This window comes from Paenibacillus apii, assembly GCF_011043685.1.
Taxonomy (GTDB): domain Bacteria; phylum Bacillota; class Bacilli; order Paenibacillales; family Paenibacillaceae; genus Paenibacillus_AQ; species Paenibacillus_AQ sabinae.
In genome coordinates this window covers 25,540-45,606 of sequence record NZ_JAAKGU010000003.1, presented here as the reverse complement: position 1 = coordinate 45,606, position 20,067 = coordinate 25,540, and the positions used below count along the sequence as shown (strand labels likewise).

The following is a 20,067-nucleotide window of genomic DNA, read 5'->3' as shown; positions in this document are numbered from 1 at the left end:
GGAGGAGAGAAACGTGAAATATCTAGTGTCAAATTGGGAACGGGTTGTGGAATTGTTCTTTCAGCATCTCTTCCTTATCTCGGTTTCATTAGTAATCGCACTAGCCATTTCGATACCTATTGGCGTGATCATATCCAAAGTAAAAGTGTTATACAATCCGGTTGTTGGGTTACTCGGTATCATTTATACGATTCCCAGCATGGCGCTTTTCGCCCTATTGATACCCCTTGTCGGATTGGGAACCCGGTCTGCCATTTTTGCGCTTGTCATGTATGCTCAAATGATACTGGTTCGCAACGTAGTTGCTGCGCTTGAAGGGATTAGCCCGGCTATATTTGAAGCGGCTAAAGGAATGGGCATGGGAAGGTGGCGCATATTTTGGAAAATTGAAATGCCTCTAGCCATGCCGGTGATCATTGCGGGGATTCGGATTACGGTTGTTTCACTGATTGGGATTGGAGCTATTGCTGCCTATATTAATGCAGGTGGACTGGGATTACTAATTTTTGAAGGGATTAACCAGTTCAACCCGCAGAAGGTCATTGCCGGTACTGTCGCTATTACCCTGTTGGCCATCGTGACGGATCAGTTATTACAGTTGCTGCAAAAGAAAGTCATGCGTTCCGCATAATTAAGGAAAGCGGGGGGATAAAGCTGGAAACATTAGTTGAATCGGTGCAATATATTTTCGCTCATACCGATACATTTTTGACAGCTGTAAAAATTCATCTAACACTCAGTGTGACTGCCATGTTAATCGGAATTATCCTATGTGTTCCGCTGGGAATCTATTTGGCAAAATCCAATAAAGGCTCGGTATTCCTGTTAAATCTGATTAATATGGGCCGCGTTATTCCCAGTCTCGCTGTATTGGCTTTTGTTATGCCCTATCTGGGAATCGGGTTCGTTCCTTCGTTGTTCGCCTTAACCATGCTGGTCTGCCCGCCCATATTAATCAATACGGTCGCCGCTTTAAAAGAGTTGGATAAGAGTATTATAGAAGCTGCACACGGGATTGGTATGGATCAACGCCGGGTGCTTTACAAGGTGGAATTGCCGCTGGCGCTTCCGGTTATTATTACCGGAATCCGGACCTCTTTTGTGGATGTTATTGCCGGCGCGTCGATTGCTGCTTTTATTGGGGGCGGCGGACTGGGAGAATTCATCATCAACGGCTTGGTGCTGATGAAGCCTTCCTTACTTTTTGTCGGTGCTATACCCATCGCTCTATTGGCTCTGTTGGTCGATATGTTGATGGGTAGATTACAAAAATGGGTGTCACCTCCGGGTGTTTAAACGATCCCAATCGTTGCTGAATAACGAACTTAAAAAAGGAGAATGAAAATAGTGAAAAATCGAAGCACAAGGAAAGTTATTGCTGGTTTGCTAATGAGTGTTGTCGTTCTGCTGTCCGCATGTTCTTCCGGCGGTTCGGGGTCGTCGTCTGAACAGGATGGCAAACCGACTATCAAAATCGGTTCAAAAACGTTTACGGAGCAATATGTCCTTGGTGAGTTATACGCACAGGCATTGGAAGAGAAGGGATTTAAAGTTGATAGAAAATTGAATCTAGGCGATACATTGGTTGTTTTCGAAGCTCTCAAAAACGGGGAGGTCGATTTGTATCCGGAATACTCGGGAACCTCATATATGGAAATCTTAAAAGAAGATCCTTCCAAAGAGTTGACCTCTGAGTTTGTATACGACACCGTAAAGAAGAAGTATAAGGAAAATTGGGATATCGACACCTTGGAACAGACGCCGTTCAATAATACGTATGTACTCGTAACCAGCGATGCAATCGCAAAAAAGCATGGTTTACAAACACTTTCTGATGTAGCGATGAAAGCGCCGGAGCTTAACTTCGGAATGGTGCCCGCTTTTGCCGAACGCGATGACGGATTGCCGGGATTGAAAAAGAAATACGGCGGTTTCGAATTTAAGTCATCCAAACTTTTTGATTTTGGTTTGAAGTATCAGGCACTTTCCAGCGGCCAAGTTGATGTGACCGTCGGAACCGGCACAGACGGACAAATCGCCGCCTATAAGCTTGTAGTCTTGAAGGACGATAAAGGGCTGTGGCCTCCGTATCATGTCGCACCGCAAATTCGTGGAGAGCTTTTGAAAGCATATCCGGAAATTGGAGACATCATTAACGGTATTGACAAGCTGCTGACAGATGAAGTTATGTCGGGTTTAAACTGGGAAGTTGAGGGTGACAAGAAGAGAGAACCTAAGGATGTCGCCCGTGAGTTCCTCAAAGAACATGGCATCGTAAAGTAAAACATTAAGAAAACAAGGGGAAGAGTTTTATCTGGTTCTTCCCCTTAATTTATCATGGGAGTGTACAACGATGAGCGGAATTGTATTTCAAAATGTGACGAAATATTATGCGTCAAGCGAAAGTCCCGCTGTCAATCATGTCAGTTTAACGGTGGAATCCGGTGAATTTGTAGTACTGCTCGGCAGTTCAGGGTGCGGAAAGACTACCCTTCTGAAAATGGTGAACCGCCTTTATGAATTATCAGAAGGGACCATTCTTGTTGGAGGGAATGATAATAGAGCAGTCCCTGTCAACGAATTGCGCAGGCAGATTGGGTATGTCATTCAGCAGAGCGGTTTGTTTCCGCATATGACCGTGGAGCAAAATGTGGCAACCGTGCCGGAAATGCTCGGTTGGGATAAGCAAAAATTGAATAAACGGATTGATGAGCTTCTGGAACTGGTGCATTTGGACCCCAAAATTTACCGTAAACGATATCCTCGCCAATTGTCGGGAGGGCAGCAGCAGCGGGTTGGTCTGGCTCGGGCATTAGCTGCCGATCCGCCATATATGCTAATGGATGAGCCGTTTGGCGCGATAGATACGATTACGAGAGCATCCTTGCAGGATGAAATGCTTCAAATTCAAAAAAAATTGCATAAAACCATTCTCTTTGTCACTCACGATGTGGATGAAGCTTTAAAATTGGCGGATAAGATTGTCGTAATGAAGGATGGCCAGGTGATACAGTTCGATACCCCTTTGAATATTATTGCAAGCCCCAAAAACGATTTTGTCAAAGAGTTGATCGGCGGCGACGATTTAATGAGACAATTGAGCCTGATCCCGGCCCGGCAAGTAATGAAAGATGCGGATCAGAGCATGACGAATGCTGTCTGTGGCTCGATAGCGGAGCATGTCAATTTGAAGGAGGCGCTCGCGCTCATGCTGAAGACGGGCAATGACTGCATTCTGGTGACTGATCCAAGCGGGAATGTGGCCGGATATGTCTCGCTTAAGCAGATCCGGGAAATATTTTCGTAAATCGCAATCGTACCGATGCGGAACAGCTAGCTATTTGCCAACATAACCGTTAGGGAGGTTCCAAAAATGTTGTCATACAAAGATTCAGTAATCATTGGCGATTCTCCGCTCACCATTAAACAGCTCGTTGGCGTTGCGCGGTTTGGGGCTCAAGTGGCCATTTCAGAACAGTCCAAGACTGTCATTCAGAGCATGCGAAATCATGTGGATGCAATAGTAGAAGAAGGACGTCCTGTCTACGGTCTTACTACCGGAGTGGGTGACCTTTACCGGGTAGCCGTCGCGCCCGAAGCCATCAGCAATATACAGGTAAACATGCTGATGAGTCATGCATGCGGAGTGGGAGAACCGTATCCTATCGAGGTCATTCGAGCCATGATGCTTCTCATTATCCGAAGCATGGCATATGGCCATAGCGGCGTCACGCTTGGACTGCTGGAAACGATGGTAGAGATGCTAAATCGCGGCGTGACGCCTTGGTCTCCCAGCAAAGGCTCGGTGGGGTATCTTCTGGGACCGGCGCATATCGGCCTTGTCTTAGTAGGACGCGGTCAAGCCTATTACGAAGGCGAATTGTTATCTGGAGCCGAAGCGATGCGGCGGGCGGGCATCCCTCTTCTCCAACTTGGAGCGAGGGAAGGACATGCCTTGATGAGCGGCACTTATGAGATCACGGCCTTGGCTGGTCTTGCCGTCCATGATACCGACATGCTCGTTAAGACCGCGGATCTGGCGGCAGCTATGAGCCTGGAGGCTTTGCGCGGGAACGATCGGGCGTACGATCCCCGCCTGCAAAGTCTACGCCCGCACCCCGGTCAAGCGGCCACGGCGGCCAACCTCCTGCGAATACTGGACGGCAGCGAGATTGTGGCTTCATACCGCCATCATCGGCTGCAGGACGCCTTGAGCTTGCGCTGCGCCCCTCAGGTTCATGGGGGAGTTCGTGACGCGCTAGCTTATGTCCGCTCCGTTGTTGAGACCGAGATGAACGCTTTGACGGACAATCCCGTTTTCTTCATCGAAGATGGGGAAGCCGTGGCCATTCCCGGCGGGAATGGCCACGGAGCGCCGATTGCCATAGCTATGGATACACTTGCTATCGCAGTGGCTCAGCTTCTCAATATTTCCGAGCGCCGTACAGATCGGTTAACAAACAGTCATGTCAGCGAGCTGCCGGCTTTTCTGGTCCGGGAAAACGGGGCAAACTCCGGTTTCATGATTCCGCAGTATGTAACGGCTGCATTGGCAGCGGAAAATCGCGCGCTCGCCGTGCCCGCTTCGGTAGAAAACATCCCCACCTGCGCTCAGCAGGAGGACCATGTCAGCATGGGCGTTAATGCCGGATGGCAGGCAAGGAATGCTATCGCCAATGCCCAGCAAGGGATAGGGATCGAACTGTTAACCGCAGCCCAAGGTCTGGAATTTCATCGGCCGCTCCAACCTGGCCGCGGTACCGCCGCGGTCTATCGGGTGATTCGAGAGAAGATTCCTCCACTCGATGCAGATCGCGAGCTATATCTCGACCTTGCCGCTGTGATGGAACTGGTAAGCAGCGAGTCGATAGTGGCTGCGGCAGAGGAAGCCGTAGGCGAATTGACAGTCTGAACTGAGCGAAATATCAAAAACGATTTTACAAGGAGAACGAGAGAAATGGGCGAAAAACCGATATTGTCTGGCGTAAAAGTACTGGATCTTTCACGTGTGCTTGCGGGTCCGTTATGTTCAGCCCTCTTGGGGGACCTCGGCGCTGAGGTAATTAAGGTGGAGGTTCCCGGAAGCGGGGACGACTCCAGGCAGTTCGGACCTTACCAAGGCGAGGAAAGCGCCTATTTCATGATGCTGAACCGAAATAAGCAAAGTATCACCCTGAATCTGAAGTCCGAAGAAGGCCGGATGCTGCTGCATCAGTTGGTAGCCAAGGCTGACGTGCTTGTGGAAAATTTTCGGCCGGGGGTGACCGAGCGTTTGGCTGTGGACTACAAAACCCTGAGTGCCATCAACCCGCGTCTTGTTTATGTGAGCATATCCGGTTTCGGCCAGATCGGCCCCTTGGCCCATCGGCCTGCCTATGATCATATCGTTCAGGCAATGGGAGGTTTAATGAGCCTTACCGGTTGGCCCGAAACCCCGCCGACCCGGGTGGGTGAATCGATCGGCGATGTGCTGGCCGGCGTTTATGGCTCCTGGGGAGCCCTTGCGGCGCTGTTGCACCGGGAACAGACAGGGACGGGGCAGCACGTCGACGTAGCTATGATGGATTGTATGTTCTCCCTCATGGTGACTGCCTTGTCCCAGCATCTCTACGGCGGCAACGTTCCCGGACGAATCGGCAACCGGCACTCCATGAGTGCTCCGCTAGACAGTTATTCGGCAAGCGATGGGTTCGTTGTCATTGCCGTTGCCAACGATAACCTATTTGCGGTCCTGGCCGCTGCTATCGGACGTCCGGAGTTGTCTTCTGACGAGCGCTTTGCAACGGATGGGGAGCGTGTGCGGAATGAACCGAAGCTGCGGTTGTATATTGAGGAGTGGACCAGCCGCCATACAGTAGAGGAAGTGGTGTCAATCCTAGAGGGGGCCGGAGTGCCTGTGGCCCCCATATGGGATGTGGCGCAAGCAGCCAACAGCGAGCATATCCGGCATCGCCGGATGCTCAAGCAGGTTACGCATCCTAAAGCAGGGGAGATCACCCTCATGCAGCAACCGTTGCACTTCTCCGGCATGCCCGAGTCGATAACTGGTCCGTCTCCCATGCTCGGAGAGCACACCGAAGAGGTGCTGTCCAAACTGTTGAATTTAGATGCAGAAGCGATTGCCGAACTACGCAAGAATAAGGTTATCTGACGAGGAGGTTTTACCATGTCAAAACTTCGTATAACAGTGGTAGGAGCCGGTCTGATGGGTGCCGGCGTAGCTCATGCTTTTGCCCGGAAGGGTTGCCAGGTCTCGCTGTATTCTCGTCGTTCGCAGACCCTTGAGGAGGCCCGCAGGTCAATTATGGCGGCTGAAAGCCGGCTTGCGGTAAGCCAAAGCGGTCAGAGCGAATATGTTTCGACGATCATGTTTACCGATTCGCTGGAACAAGCATTGGCTGATGCTCAGCTGGTAAGTGAGAACGTCTCGGAAGACCTGTTGTTGAAGCAGGAAATATTGGCTCGAATAGAGTCGGGAGTATCGGGCGACTGTCTTATTACAACCAATACCTCCAGCGTCCCTATATCGAGTCTGGCATCCGCTTTGAAAGATCCCGGAAGGTTCCTCGGCATGCACTGGTTTAACCCGCCCGTTCTGATGCCATTGGTCGAGTTGATTGCCGGCAAGGAAACATTGGAATCCGCCATGGATCAAGTGGAAACCATCACCCGCAGCATCGGAAAAACAACAATCAGGGTGCGCGCGGACATCCCCGGTTTTGTTGTCAACCGGATTCAGTATGCGGTGCTTCGAGAGGCGCTGCATCTTGTGGAGTCCGGGGTCGCTTCAATCGAAGATGTCGACAAGGCAGTAAAAAGCACGCTTGCGCCGCGGTGGGCGGCAGCCGGACCACTGGAATTAATGGACATGGCTGGACTTGACACGGTGATCCGCGTGTCTGATATACTGCTGCGCGAGCTCAGTCATACAGTGGAGCCTTCCCGCATATTGCAGAGGCTAGTGCAAGAAGGTTCCTTGGGCTGCAGATCCGGCCAAGGTTTTTATAGCTGGACCCCGGAACGGGTTGAAGAAGTTCGAGAGTTGAGAGACCGAACCGTGAACCGGCTTATGGCGATGGATGAGCAAGCGTTAGGAGGGAGTTCGTTATGAGTTACAAGGCGATCCTGGTGAACGTTGAAGCCGGAGTGGGATGTGTCCAATTCAACCGTCCGGAGGCACTTAATGCCCTCAGTCGGCAGTTGATGACCGAACTAGTGGCAGCGCTCCGGGAGTTTACCGCCGATTCAGAGGTTAGGTGTATCCTGATTACCGGCAACGACAAGGCATTCGCAGCCGGCGCCGACATCAAGGAAATGATGGAGGCCGGAGCGGTTGATATGTACCTGGGCGGCTTCAGTGCCCTCTGGGACGCGGTTTATGAGGTCAAGAAGCCGCTGATTGCCGCGGTCAGCGGCTATGCGTTTGGCGGGGGCTGCGAATTGGCTATGATTTGTGACATTATCGTAGCGTCGGAAACGGCGCAGTTCGGACAACCGGAGATTAACATTGGGGGCATTCCGGGAGCTGGTGGAACGCAGCGCTTAACCCGGGCAGTAGGCAAGTCTCTCGCGATGGATATGGTTCTGTCCGGTCGTCGTATCACTGCCCAGGAGGCGTTGGCGACGGGTTTGGTCAGCCGTGTTGTACCGGTAGAAGCCCTGCTTGCCGAGGCCATGAAGTTGGCGAAAGAAATAGCCGTCAAATCGCCGGTGGCGCTCCAGCTGGCTAAAGAAGCGATCTTGGAGTCGTTTGAGAGCCCTCTCTCGGCCGGTGTGCGGGTAGAACGAACGCTTTCTCACCTGACGTTCGCCACGGATGACCAAAAAGAAGGCATGCGTGCCTTCTCGGAGAAGCGGAAGCCGTTTTTCAAGGGAAAGTAGACAGGCAGACGAGAATTATCTCGGGACTACTCTATTAATAATAAATAATGGCAATGACTTGGAGGCGTTTTACATGAGCAACGATAATCATACAACGATGATAAAAGCACCGCAGGGCACTCGTTTAAATACCAAAGGATGGGTGCAGGAAGCAGTCCTTCGCATGCTAATGAACAATCTCGATCCGGCGGTGGCGGAATATCCGGAAAAGCTGGTCGTATACGGCGGAATCGGCAAAGCCGCAAGGAATCTGGAAGCGCTGGAACAAATCATCGCCACGTTGAAGCAGCTCGAGGAAAACGAGACATTGCTCGTTCAATCGGGAAAACCGGTTGCCGTATTCCGTACGCATAAGGACGCTCCGAGAGTGCTGCTCGCTAACTCCAATCTGGTACCCGCCTGGGCGAATTGGGATACTTTCCACGAGCTCGATAAAAAAGGATTAATGATGTACGGACAAATGACGGCAGGCAGCTGGATCTATATCGGCAGTCAAGGTATCGTTCAGGGAACTTACGAGACATTCGCGGAATGTGCCAGACAGCACTTTGAAGGAACGCTGAAAGGGACGATTACCGTAACGGCAGGGCTGGGAGGTATGGGGGGAGCGCAGCCGCTCGCGGTAACAATGAACGAAGGCGTTGTTATCGGTATCGATGTTGACCGTTCGCGGATCGAGAAGCGGATCGAAACCCGCTATTGCGACCTGCTCGTCGAGACATTGGATGAAGCTGTTACGCTTGCCCTGGAAGCCAAACAAAACGGTAAGCCGCTCTCGATCGGCCTGCTCGGAAATGCGGCTGAAATTCTCCCGGAGATGATCGGAAGAGGATTCATTCCGGATATTATTACGGATCAAACTTCCGCTCACGATCCGCTTAACGGTTATTTGCCTGCCGGCATGACCCTTGAAGAAGGGGAAGTACTGCGGAAACAGAACCCCGAGCTCTATGTCAGAAAGTCCAAAGCAAGCATGGCACTTCATGTGCAAGCAATCCTCGAGATGCAGGACAAAGGAGCAGTGGCATTTGACTACGGCAACAATATCCGGCAGGTTGCCTTCAACGAAGGCGTTACCGACGCGTTTACGTTCCCGGGGTTTGTACCGGCTTACATTCGCCCGCAATTTTGCGAGGGTAAAGGGCCTTTCCGCTGGGTGGCGCTTTCCGGAGATCCGGAGGACATTTACAAAACGGACGAAGTCATTCTCCGGGAATTCGCCCACAATGAACATCTATGCAAGTGGATCGCAATGGCCCGGGAAAAAATCGCGTTCCAAGGTCTTCCCGCCCGCATTTGCTGGTTGGGTTACGGGGAGCGCGCGAAGTTTGGCAAAATCATCAACGAAATGGTTGCTTCGGGCGAGTTGAAAGCGCCGATTGTTATCGGACGCGATCATCTGGATGCGGGTTCGGTCGCTTCACCGAATCGTGAGACCGAAGCGATGAAAGACGGTAGCGACGCGATCGCGGATTGGCCGATCCTGAATGCGCTGATCAATACGGCGGCGGGCGCAAGCTGGGTATCCGTTCACCATGGAGGCGGCGTAGGCATGGGGTATTCGCTTCATGCCGGAATGGTAGTCGTTGCGGACGGTACGGAAGATGCCGCTAAACGACTGGAACGGGTACTGACGACCGATCCGGGGATGGGTGTCGTACGGCACGCCGATGCCGGCTATGATTTGGCTATCCGAACCGCGAAAGAGAAGGGAATCATGATTCCGAGTCTGAGCTTGAAGGGGTGAGCAGGATGAAATCGGTCACCTACATCAAATGTGCGGACCAGGTTGTGACGATGAAAGGGGCAAGCCATTTGCCCAAAAAGGGCAACGAGATGTCCGAAATCGGCGTAATCGAGAACGGCAGCATTATCCTGGAGAACGACAAAATTTCTTTTGTAGGCTCCGATCAGGAAGCGGCACAATATCTGGAATCCCTGAATGGAGCCGCCACAACGATCGAGGCTTCGGGAAAAATTGTCACTCCGGGGCTCATTGATCCCCATACCCACCTCGTATTTGCGGGAAGCCGCGAAAAAGAGCTGGAGATGAGGCTTCAAGGGGCTAAATATATAGATATTTTAAAACAAGGCGGCGGAATATTAAGTTCCACCCGTAGTACCAGAGAAGCAACCATGGAGCAATTGGTTGAACAAGCCAGCCGGAGATTGGACCGTTTCCTTCAATACGGCGTCACGACGGTTGAAGCCAAAAGCGGATACGGATTGACGGTAGAGGATGAATTGAAGCAGCTTAGAGCCGCAAAAGTTCTAAACAGTATCCATGCGATCGACCTTGTTTCCACATTCATGGGAGCCCACGCTATTCCGGCCGAGTATAAAGATAATCCCGACGCTTACGTGAATCTGGTAATTGAAGAAATGATTCCCGTGGTTGCCAGGGAAGGACTGGCAGAATTTTGTGACGTGTTCTGCGAAGAAGGGGTCTTCACCGTCGAACAGTCAGAGAAGATTTTGGAGGCCGGAAAACGATACGGCTTACTGCCGAAAATTCATGCCGACGAAATCGTTCGGATCGGCGGCGCCGAGCTGGCTGCCAAAGTCGGCGCGGTCTCTGCGGAGCATCTGCTTCAGGCATCCGATGAGGGCATTCAGGCTTTGGCTGAAAGTGGTACGATCGCCGTACTATTGCCAGGGACGGCTTTTTTCCTCATGGAAAAACCAGCGCGCGCCCGTGCGATGATCGATGCCGGAGTGGCTATTGCCATTTCCACTGATTGCAACCCTGGTTCTTCCCCTACGCAATCTATGCCGTTCGTGATGAATGCCGCTTGCCTGATGATGAAAATGACGCCTGCGGAAGTGCTAGCGTCGGCTACCATCAATGCGGCACATGCCATTGGACTAGCGGATCGGATCGGAAGCATTGAGGTTGGAAAAACGGCGGATCTCGTCCTCTTTCAAGCTTCGAATTATCAGACGCTGCAATACAACTTTGCCGTCAATCTCGTCGATACGGTCATCAAGAACGGAAAAGTCGTTGTTCAAGGGGGGAGCCTGCTTGGAAATTTCGCAGCTTCGCGTTAATCCGGCGCGTTTGGAGGACAGTATTCATAAGTTGGCCCGGTTCGGCAGTAATGGAAACGGCGGATTGGACAGGACAACGTTTACTCCGGCCGAATTGGAAGCACGGGATTGGCTGAAAGACCGCCTACAAGAATTGGGGCTGGAACTTAGAGTGGATCAGGCCGCTAATATTTGGGCGAAGCGTCCGGGCAGGGAGCATTCCCTGCCGGCTATCGCCTTCGGGTCTCATATCGACACGGTTCCAAATGGCGGAAAATATGACGGGGCGCTTGGCGTATTGATTGCGCTTGAAGTCATGAGGATATTAAATGAACATCGTATTGAAACGAGACACCCGCTGGAGCTCGTATCGTTCAGCGCCGAGGAACCTAATCCGTTCGGGTTGTCCACATTCGGCAGCCGGGCGGTTACGGGCAAGCTGAAACGGGAAAATATCGTCGGCGTAACCAATCCGGCAGGACAATTGCTCGCGGAAGCCTTAAGAAGCGCAGGTGGAGACCCGGATCGTTTCGAGGACGCTGTCCGCAGGCCGGGGGAATTAAGCGCTTTTCTTGAAGTGCATATCGAACAAGGAAAACGATTGTTAAACCGGAATATTCCCATAGGGGTCGTAACGTCGATTACCGGTATTTATCGTGAGGAGGTCGTTGTCTCCGGCGAAGCCAACCATGCGGGGACAACCTTGATGGAGGATCGGAACGATGCTTTGACGACAGCGTCCGAAATCGTGCTGGCATTGGAAGATGTGTGCCGGAGCCACCCGGCGAGCGAGGTTGTCGGTACGGTAGGTAGGATGACCGTATCCCCCAACGCGGCTAATATCATCCCGGAGAAAGTCGCTTTTATTGTCGAAATTCGCGGAAAAACACGTGAAGAAATCCGGGAGGTCCTTATGGCCTGGGAAAGCCGGATCGGGAAGACCGAGAGGATGCGTTCCGCGGTCGTAAAACGTACAATCATGCTGGATCAAGATCCTGCTCCTATGGATGAAGAGATCGTTCAAGCCAGTCTGAGACAGGCAAAATCGCTCGGCTTTCCGGCTTATTTGCTCGGCAGCATGGCGGGCCATGATGCGACCCATATGGCTTCCATTACAAGAAGCGGAATGCTGTTCGTCCCGAGCATCGGCGGTAAAAGCCACTGTCCGGACGAAGAAAGCCGCATGGAGGATATCGAGAAAGTTGCCGACGTTCTCTTGCATACCATTTTGGAATTGGACCGAAGATTGGACCATTAAGCCAAAGCAGACGAATTGTTTGCTCTGCCGCAAAACATAGGAGGGAAATGAGATGCCGAAGCTTTATAAAGCCGATTACATCTATTATAAAGAGACGTTCCGCAAAGGCCTTGCCCTGTTTGTTGAGAATGGCAGGATAAAGGAAGTCGGGGAACAAGAGGCTCTGGAGGCCAAGTATCCGGATATCGACAGGATCGACTGGAGCGGTAAAGCCATCGTTCCCGGCACTGTTAACGCGCATAACCATTCCTTCCAAAGCTTGCTTAGAGGAATGGCCGTCGACCGTCCTTTTCTGGAATGGCGGGATCAGGCGCTATACAAGTACACTCCTTTGTTGGACGAAGAAGCCATTTATACCGGAGCGTTGTTTGCTTTCGGTGAAATGTTGAAATACGGTGTCACTACGGTCAGCGACTTTTTTTATGTTCATAACGGCGGTACCGCGACGGACGAAGCGGTCATCCAAGCGGCGCAAGATTTGGGCATTCGTTTGGTGTTCGCACGTACGATGTACGATTGGGACGGTGCGCCGGTGAGCTACCGGGAAACCGTTCAGGACGCAGTTCAAAGAACGCGAAATCTTGCGAAGAAATATCAAGGTCATCCGATGGTGACTGTGCATCCCGCTCCGCATAGCCCGCACGGGGCATCGCCGGAAATGATCAAAGCCGGTCACAGGCTGGCGCAGGAACTGGATACACCGTTTCATATCCACGTGGCGGAAGAAATGTTCGAAGTAGAGGAAACGCTGGAGAAGTACAATCTGAGACCTGTTCACTATCTGAACAATCTGGGTGTTGTCGACGAAAGAATGATTGCCATTCACCTCGTTTGGCTGGACGACTCCGAAATTCGGCTGCTCGGAGAACGGAAATCGGCGCTGGCATATTGCCCTTCGAGCAATATGTTCCTGTCGGACGGTGTGACCCGGATTCCCGATTTAGCGGATGCAGGGGTCCGCATAACGCTGGGATCCGACGGCGCATGCAGCAACAATCGGATCAGCGTTTTCGAAGAAATGCGTATGTGCTCCTTGCTGCAAAAAGTGACCCGTTTGAACGGCACCTGCATTAACGCGAAGCAAGTGTTCGACATGGGGACCAAGGTTGGAGGGGAGCTTCTGCGTCTTCCTGTCGGCATTATCCGGGAAGGATATCAAGCCGATTTCGTATCCCTCGACGTGAACGATCTTTCCCTTTCCCCCAAAACGGAACTGTTTGCCAACATCGTGTACTCTATGCAGCCTAGTGCCATTAAAGATGTCGTGGTCCATGGAAAAGTCATCGTCGAAAACGGGGAGCTTAAGACAGTTGCGGAAAAAGATATCGTGAATAAGGTTGATCGGTTGTTCGAGAAATGGAAATGAGGGTTAATGTGATCCGGGCCGATGATCGGAAAACCGCGCAATGGCCGGGCGGAACTACTACCGAACTGGCGATTTACCCCGAAAATGCCGAGTACGCAGAGCGTAACTTTATATGGAGAATCAGTACGGCCACGATGGAAGCGGAGCAAACCTCCTATACTCATCTTCCTGGTTATTGGAGATTGCTTATGGCAACCGCCGGGGAGTTTGACCTTGAGCACCTGGATCGGCATACGTCCAAACTAAAACCTTTCGAGAAGGACAGCTTTAGTGGAGACTGGACAACACGATGTTTTGGCACGGGAGAGGACTTGAATGTCATGCTGGCTCCTGGATATGGAGGCGAGCTGAAGGCAGTTCCCATCGAAGAATATACCTGTGAAACGCTGCAGTATGAGACAGCCCTTCGGAATACGGATATTTTCGAATGCATTTACTGCGTGGACGGGGAAATCAATATTTCGATGGATGAGCATGCTGCCACTTTGTTAAAACCTGGAGATTTGCTTGTTTACAGTAAACGAAACGATGCCCTTCTTTCGCATATTCATTATACTAATGCCGTTTATCCATTAGTGGAAACTGTTCATGCAATCCGGATAACGATCTATAAAGAATGACATTGTTTTCACGTCATGGAAGTGGACAACTACGAACTGATTCCCGAATTACAAAGAGGTGTTCAAATGCTAACAGATACTCAGGAAAGTATCATAGGAGAAACCGGGATACATGTTGCTCAGCATCACGTTCCGGCAATGAATATTGAGGTCCCTTTGGGAAATCCGATTCGCGGGTAAAGGCGATGAAAATCGGGTTTCGTACCATCAAAACTGCGGTGGGCGTCAGCCTCTCCGTGCTACTGGCCCAGACGCTTCATTTGGATTATTATTCAGCCGCAGGCATTCTGACCTTGCTTTGTATTCAACAATCCCGAAAGAAATCCGTCAATGCTGCATACAGCCGTTTTTTTGCCTGCGTATCCGTTCTCTTTATCTCTAGTGCTTTATTTCTGCTGATCGGCTACCACCCTTATGCATTTCTTGTGCTTCTAATGTTGTTTATTCCGCTATGTGTACGATTCAGGATTCAAGAGGGGGTCGCAAGTAGCTCCGTCATCGTCATGCATGTCTATATGCACGGAAAGGTGGAGGCTTCCTTCTTTCTGAACGAATTTCTTGTGGTTGTGATCGGCCTTGGGATGGCGCTGCTGGTTAATTGGTATATGCCAAGCATCGATAAAGAGCTGAATCGGTGGAAGGAAGAGGTGGATGAGCTTATTACCGACACATTAAACGAGATCGCAGCCTATTTGAAAGAGGGTCGTACTCATTGGGACGGAAAGGAGATGCTGGAACTCTCCGATTCGCTGCAAAAGGCAAAGAGTTTGATACTGCTGGATACGGAGAACAATCTGTTGCGCAAAGACAACGTTTATGGGGAATATTTGGTGAATAAACGTCAGCAGTATGAGATATTGGAGCGGATGCTGCCCTCCATCTCCACCTACACCGTAAAGACGGAACAAGGCATACGAATCGGCAATTTCATTGGCGAATTGAGCGAAGGGCTGAATAAACGGAAGCAAACCGCGGAGTTTCACGAAACTCTTCGCAGCATTAGGGATTATCACAAGACCCTGCCTCTGCCGGAAACCAGGAAAGAATTTGAAAACCGAGCCAGTCTATACACGATAGCCAATGAATTGGAACGATTCATTGCGACCATTTGACGAATCGTATACTTAAGTGTCACCTTTTATTTTCACTGAAGTCTCTGCTTTCGGCAGGGGCTTTTATTGCTTTCCGTCAGGGACTTGCCGGCGATCCTTGATGTGGCGACTACGAGGATATTCACAATCTAATCGCTCATTGATACAATAGAGTGATAAATGTTTTTACGGATTTTTTCTGCGGCCTCCGAATGCGGGAGGTCTTTTTTTCTCAAATCGTGAGACATGATTGCAATGGACAATAGAGGAGTCGTTGGAAGGTGCAGAAAATGAACGGAACACAAACGCTCAGCCGCGCGCTGGATATTCTGTTCGCCTTGGCGGAAGCCGGCGATACGCTTACGGTCAGCGAGATTGCCGAGAAGGTCTCGATACCGGAGAGCACCACTTACCGGTTTCTTCAGACGCTGGAGCAGAATGGCATTGTGGAGAGAAGGGGGAGAAGCCGGATCGCGCTGGGGCTGCGGATTCTGGATTTGGCAAGGAGCCTCAACCTGCAGTTTCAGCGGGACCTGCTGCCCCTGGCGCTGCCGATTATGGAGGAGCTGACGGAGAAGGTGCAGGAAACGTCGGTGCTGTTCGTGCGGACCGGCAATAATGCCGTGTGCATCCAGAATGTCAAAAGCAACAGCCTGATCCAGTTCTCTATCGAGAATGGACGGATTCTGCCGCTGCATTTGGGTGCTTCAGGCAAATGTATCCTTGCTTTTGAGAGCGACAAGGTCGCCCAGCGGATTTTTCAGACCATTGAGGATGCAGAGGACAGATCACGCCTGGAAGCGGAGCTTGAAGCGGCACGGACTCACCAATATATCATCACCAAAGGCGAGGTGGATCCCGATGTATTCGCCATCGCCGCCCCGATTACGGACGGTCACGCCCATGCGGTAGCCAGCCTGTCCGTAGCCGGCCCAAGCTTCCGCTGCAGCCCGGAGCGGGAAGGGGTTATCGTTGAAGCGGTGAAGCAGGCTGCGGCCGAATTGTCGCGGCGGATGGGGGCTGTACAGTGATTTTTTGAAATTCCGACGAAAATACTAGAATTAATAGTTGACAAAATGATGTAATGAATAATAATATTGAAATGTGGAATTTGATTATCATATGTTAATAAATAATCCTTGATTATGGATGAATCATTCGTATCAAGCCGAAATTTCCAGGCGCTTATCACAAGCATCTCATGGTGTTTGTGATTTATCTTCACCCTAATTCATATTATATTGATTTGAATACTACATATTTGTGAGGTGTTCTACGGCTATGAAATCCATCCTTCCTCTTCGTGTAACAATCCCGGTAACCGGGCGATGTCGACGCTCCAACATCACGCGGCAAACGGCATCATTTGCTTTCGCCATTTTAGTTTGAAGGCGGTGACCCGGATTGATTGATCAGATGCTCGAATATCTGTCCAAGAATCACGACGTCTATCTTAAAGCCGTACTGACGCACATCGGCATCAGTCTTGCGGTTATAACCATTGGCATATTGATCGCTGTTCCACTCGGGGTACTGTGCGCCAAGTTTTTGAAGCTGTCCCAGCCAGTCCAGGGACTGTTTAACATTTTTCGCCTGATTCCGAGCCTCGCCGTTCTCGTCGTGATGATGCCGGTGCTCGGAACAGGGCTGGCTCCCGCCATATTTGCGTTGACGCTGCTTGCTTTTCCGGCGATTTTAATCAACACGAGCATTGGCTTCACGGGGATCAATCCTTCGGTTATCGAGGCGGCCAGAGGGATGGGGATGAGCCCGCGCAGGATTCTGTTCACGGTTGAATTTCCGCTTGCTTTTCCCATGATTATCACGGGAATAAGAACGGCTGCGGTGGAAGTGATTGCGAGCGCAGCGTTGGCCGCTTATATCGGCGCCGGCGGTCTAGGGGAGCTGATCATCATCGGACTCCAGGTGCCAAGCACAGCTATTTTACTTGTCGGGGGGGTGTCGGTAGCGATCCTGTCCATAGCGGCGGACGTCATTCTTGCCATTACCCAGAAGAGACTTACGAGACATTTGTGGCTGAACTGAGATTGGGCGGTAGAACTGATAAATATTTTTAGTTGGGGAGAGAAAACCATATGAAAAAATCCATGAAGTCCATATTCACCACTTCGCTACTGGCTATTGTCGTCCTTTCTGCATTGCTCTCGCTCGCCGGCTGCTCCAAGGGAAGCGCAAGCGGCCCGGCCATTACGGTAGGCTCCAAAGATTTCACGGAGTCGCTGGTTCTTGCCGAGATTTACGCAAAAGCGCTCGAAGACAACGGATTTTCGGTGAAGAGAGAATTTAACATCAGCGGGCAAGGGCCTCACGAGGCGCTGCTGAAAGGCAGCATCGATTTATACCCGGAATATACCGGAACGGCGTTAACGGTGATTTTGAAGGAACCGGCATTGTTTGACGCCAAGCAAGTGTACGACAAGGTTGCAGCCGAGTACAAAGACAAGTTCAAGCTCGACCTGCTCGATCAGGCCAATATCAATGACTCGCAGGGTCTAGTTATCACCAAGAAAGCTTCGGATCAATACGGCATCAAGACGATTTCCGATCTGCAGAAGAATACGGACAAAATCAGATATGCTTCCAACGGTTCGTTTGATCAACGCGAGGATGGACTGATCGGCCTGAAAAAAGTCTACGGAGAGTTCAACTTCAAATCCTCAAAGGTCTATGACGACGGCATCAAGTATCAGGTGCTTAAAAATGACGAGGCCGATCTGGCCGTGGCCTACACGACAGAGGGTTCGCTGGTCGATCCGCAGTTCGTCGTGCTGGATGATGACAAACATCTGTGGCCTCCTTATTATGTGGCGCCGGTGGTCAGAGAGAGCGTAGTACAGGATTCGCCGAAGGTGGCGACCATTCTGAACGCCGTGTCGGCGAAGCTTGACAACCCAACGATTATCAAGCTAAACGCCGCCGTCGATATCGACAAAAAAGAGTATGAAGAAGTCGCGGGCGACTATTTCGAGACCATCAAAGCCGATGTGAAAGCGGCAGCGGACAAATAAGATTACGAACCCAATAGGAAATGAAAACCACGTATCGCTTCGGGTAGTGGTTTTCATTTTTTCTTGGCGGTTGTCAGGTGGAAAGGGTTGATCTTCAGTGAGCAGGATAGCGCTTGAATTTAAAAATATAAGAAAAAGGTTCCCCCATGCGGAGGCCGACTCCGTTTCCGGTGTCAGTCTTACCGTAAATGAGGGCGATTTTGTCACGATACTTGGAACGTCGGGCTCCGGCAAAACCACGATGTTAAAAATGGTCAACCGGATCTATGAGAGCACTTCGGGCGATATCTTCTTCTATGGCGAAAATATTAAAAAACTGAAGGTAGAGGACTACCGGAGGAAAATCGGCTATGTCATTCAGCAAATCGGGTTGTTCCCGCATATGACCGTGGCGGACAACATCGCTACCGTGCCCAAAATTCTTCGCTGGAGCAAGGAGAAAATCAATGCCCGCGTGGATGAGCTGCTGGAACTGGTGGGACTGCCGGGCGAGAGCTACAGGGAGAGGTATCCTTCGCAGCTATCCGGCGGGCAGCAGCAGAGAATCGGGCTGGCGCGGGCCATGGCTGCCGATCCTCAGGTTATGCTGATGGATGAGCCGTTCGGCGCGATTGATGCGATCACAAGACAGAATTTGCAGGATGAACTGATCCGTATTCAGACAAAACTGAACAAAACGATCCTTTTTGTCACGCATGACATTCATGAAGCCTTTAAGCTCGGCAACAAAGTCATCATTATGGACCAGGGCAAAGTCCAGCAGTTTGACACGCCGTACAATATTCTTTTTCATCCGGCCAATGAATTTGTGGCGCAATTGGTAGCTTCCGAGAATATCATCAACCGGCTCAAGATTTTGAAAGCAGAAACCGCTGTGCAGCCATTAACAAGGGACCCGGATGATTCGGATATTTATATCGGCAAGGACGAGTTTCTCGACAGTGTGCTGTCAAAGTTTTTTGAAAGCGGCAGGAAGTCGATCATTGTGAAGGATGCGGACGGTCAGCCGGTCGGCGAGATCGCGTGGGATCAGTTAAACGGGCTGCTGCAATCCCAAGCTGACGGGGCTCAGACGGGCAGCCCAAGCCGAAACGGTGAGAAGGTGAACATTCATGCTCCAATCCATCGCTGATTTTCTGGCCTACTTCGCCAAATATGGTGACAAAATGCTCGCGATGACGCTTGAGCACCTGCAAATCGTTACGCTTGTGCTGCTTATTTCGATCCTGATCGCCATGCCGCTCAGCCTTGCTCTCTATCGTTCGCACAAGCTGGCAACGATTGTACTGGCTGTGCTGGGAGCGCTGTACGCCATTCCGAGCCTGGCCTTTTTTGCGATCCTGATCCCGCTTCTCGGGCTCGGCATCCCCACAGCCGTTACCGTGCTGGTCGTCTATACCCAATTTATTTTGGTGAGAAATATTCTCGCAGGTTTCAGATCGGTCGATCCGTTCTTGCTGGAAGCGGGGCGAGGGATGGGGCTTAGCGCTTCGCAGCTATTCTTCAAAGTGCAGCTGCCGCTTGCCATGCCTGCCTTGCTCGGCGGCCTCAGGCTGGTGGTCATTTCCGCTATCGGGATGGCGACCATCGCGGCCATGATTGGAGCGGGAGGTCTGGGCACGCTGCTGTTTGACGGTCTCCGCATGAATTTCGCATACAAGATCATATGGGGAACGATTCTGGCCTCGGCGCTGTCCCTGATCGCCAACCGGATTCTTCTGTTCTTTGAAAAACGGGCGATGAAACGGGCGCGAGGCGAACAGTATTTGCGAAAAACGGAGGCGGCGTAAAGCCG

At 51.2% G+C, this 20,067-nt stretch carries 19 protein-coding genes; all 19 read left to right on the top strand.

Annotated features, from left to right (window positions below; genetic code table 11):
• Nucleotides 1-13: 13 nt before the first annotated feature.
• Nucleotides 14-631: an ABC transporter permease gene (locus tag G5B47_RS08490; protein ID WP_165096825.1), complete on the top strand. Its 618-nt coding sequence runs from the start codon at nt 14-16 to the stop codon at nt 629-631.
• A 119-nt stretch (nt 632-750) separates the two neighbouring features.
• Nucleotides 751-1,296, top strand: coding sequence for an ABC transporter permease (locus G5B47_RS08485; protein ID WP_268958436.1), 546 nt, complete (start codon nt 751-753; stop codon nt 1,294-1,296).
• 51 nt (nt 1,297-1,347) lie between these two features.
• Nucleotides 1,348-2,283, top strand: a complete 936-nt coding sequence (locus G5B47_RS08480) for an ABC transporter substrate-binding protein (protein WP_328804489.1) — start codon at nt 1,348-1,350, stop codon at nt 2,281-2,283.
• Nucleotides 2,284-2,353: 70 nt separating this feature from the next.
• Complete coding sequence (locus G5B47_RS08475) at nt 2,354-3,307, top strand: ABC transporter ATP-binding protein (protein ID WP_165096822.1); 954 nt, start codon at nt 2,354-2,356, stop codon at nt 3,305-3,307.
• 66 nt (nt 3,308-3,373) lie between these two features.
• Entirely contained in the window at nt 3,374-4,912 is a 1,539-nt protein-coding gene (hutH, locus tag G5B47_RS08470; protein ID WP_165096820.1) for a histidine ammonia-lyase, read from the top strand.
• A 45-nt stretch (nt 4,913-4,957) separates the two neighbouring features.
• Nucleotides 4,958-6,151, top strand: coding sequence for a CaiB/BaiF CoA transferase family protein (locus G5B47_RS08465; RefSeq protein ID WP_165096817.1), 1,194 nt, complete (start codon nt 4,958-4,960; stop codon nt 6,149-6,151).
• Between the two features lie 15 nt (nt 6,152-6,166).
• Nucleotides 6,167-7,111 carry a 3-hydroxyacyl-CoA dehydrogenase family protein gene (locus tag G5B47_RS08460; RefSeq protein ID WP_165096814.1) on the top strand — a complete coding sequence of 315 codons (945 nt, stop codon included), beginning with the start codon at nt 6,167-6,169 and terminating at the stop codon, nt 7,109-7,111.
• Nucleotides 7,108-7,881 (top strand): enoyl-CoA hydratase-related protein, encoded by a 774-nt coding sequence (locus tag G5B47_RS08455; protein WP_165096811.1) that lies wholly within the window; start codon nt 7,108-7,110, stop codon nt 7,879-7,881. The genes G5B47_RS08460 and G5B47_RS08455 overlap by 4 nt, the downstream gene beginning before the upstream one ends.
• Nucleotides 7,882-7,954: 73 nt before the next feature.
• Nucleotides 7,955-9,628, top strand: a complete 1,674-nt coding sequence (hutU, locus tag G5B47_RS08450; protein WP_165096808.1) for a urocanate hydratase — start codon at nt 7,955-7,957, stop codon at nt 9,626-9,628.
• Nucleotides 9,629-9,633: 5 nt separating this feature from the next.
• On the top strand, nt 9,634-10,929 hold the full coding sequence (hutI, locus tag G5B47_RS08445) for an imidazolonepropionase (protein WP_165096805.1): 1,296 nt from the start codon (nt 9,634-9,636) through the stop codon (nt 10,927-10,929).
• Nucleotides 10,904-12,166 carry a Zn-dependent hydrolase gene (locus tag G5B47_RS08440; protein WP_206107298.1) on the top strand — a complete coding sequence of 421 codons (1,263 nt, stop codon included), beginning with the start codon at nt 10,904-10,906 and terminating at the stop codon, nt 12,164-12,166. The genes hutI and G5B47_RS08440 overlap by 26 nt, the downstream gene beginning before the upstream one ends.
• 52 nt (nt 12,167-12,218) lie before the next feature.
• Nucleotides 12,219-13,532, top strand: coding sequence for an amidohydrolase family protein (locus G5B47_RS08435; RefSeq protein ID WP_165096803.1), 1,314 nt, complete (start codon nt 12,219-12,221; stop codon nt 13,530-13,532).
• Between the two features lie 8 nt (nt 13,533-13,540).
• Nucleotides 13,541-14,152: a HutD/Ves family protein gene (locus G5B47_RS08430; RefSeq protein WP_165096800.1), complete on the top strand. Its 612-nt coding sequence runs from the start codon at nt 13,541-13,543 to the stop codon at nt 14,150-14,152.
• A 185-nt stretch (nt 14,153-14,337) separates the two neighbouring features.
• A complete protein-coding gene (locus G5B47_RS08425) occupies nt 14,338-15,264 on the top strand; it encodes an aromatic acid exporter family protein (protein ID WP_165096798.1) in 927 nt (308 codons plus the stop codon).
• Between the two features lie 269 nt (nt 15,265-15,533).
• Nucleotides 15,534-16,274, top strand: coding sequence for an IclR family transcriptional regulator (locus G5B47_RS08420; protein WP_165096795.1), 741 nt, complete (start codon nt 15,534-15,536; stop codon nt 16,272-16,274).
• Nucleotides 16,275-16,647: 373 nt separating this feature from the next.
• A complete protein-coding gene (locus G5B47_RS08415) occupies nt 16,648-17,289 on the top strand; it encodes an ABC transporter permease (protein WP_165096792.1) in 642 nt (213 codons plus the stop codon).
• Nucleotides 17,290-17,339: 50 nt separating this feature from the next.
• The gene (locus G5B47_RS08410) at nt 17,340-18,272 is read left to right on the top strand and encodes a glycine betaine ABC transporter substrate-binding protein (RefSeq protein ID WP_165096789.1); all 933 of its coding nucleotides are present in this window, start codon (nt 17,340-17,342) and stop codon (nt 18,270-18,272) included.
• A 97-nt stretch (nt 18,273-18,369) separates the two neighbouring features.
• Nucleotides 18,370-19,404 carry an ABC transporter ATP-binding protein gene (locus tag G5B47_RS08405; protein WP_165096787.1) on the top strand — a complete coding sequence of 345 codons (1,035 nt, stop codon included), beginning with the start codon at nt 18,370-18,372 and terminating at the stop codon, nt 19,402-19,404.
• On the top strand, nt 19,385-20,062 hold the full coding sequence (locus tag G5B47_RS08400) for an ABC transporter permease (protein WP_165096784.1): 678 nt from the start codon (nt 19,385-19,387) through the stop codon (nt 20,060-20,062). Before G5B47_RS08405 ends, G5B47_RS08400 begins: the two co-directional genes overlap by 20 nt.
• Nucleotides 20,063-20,067 lie beyond the last annotated feature (5 nt).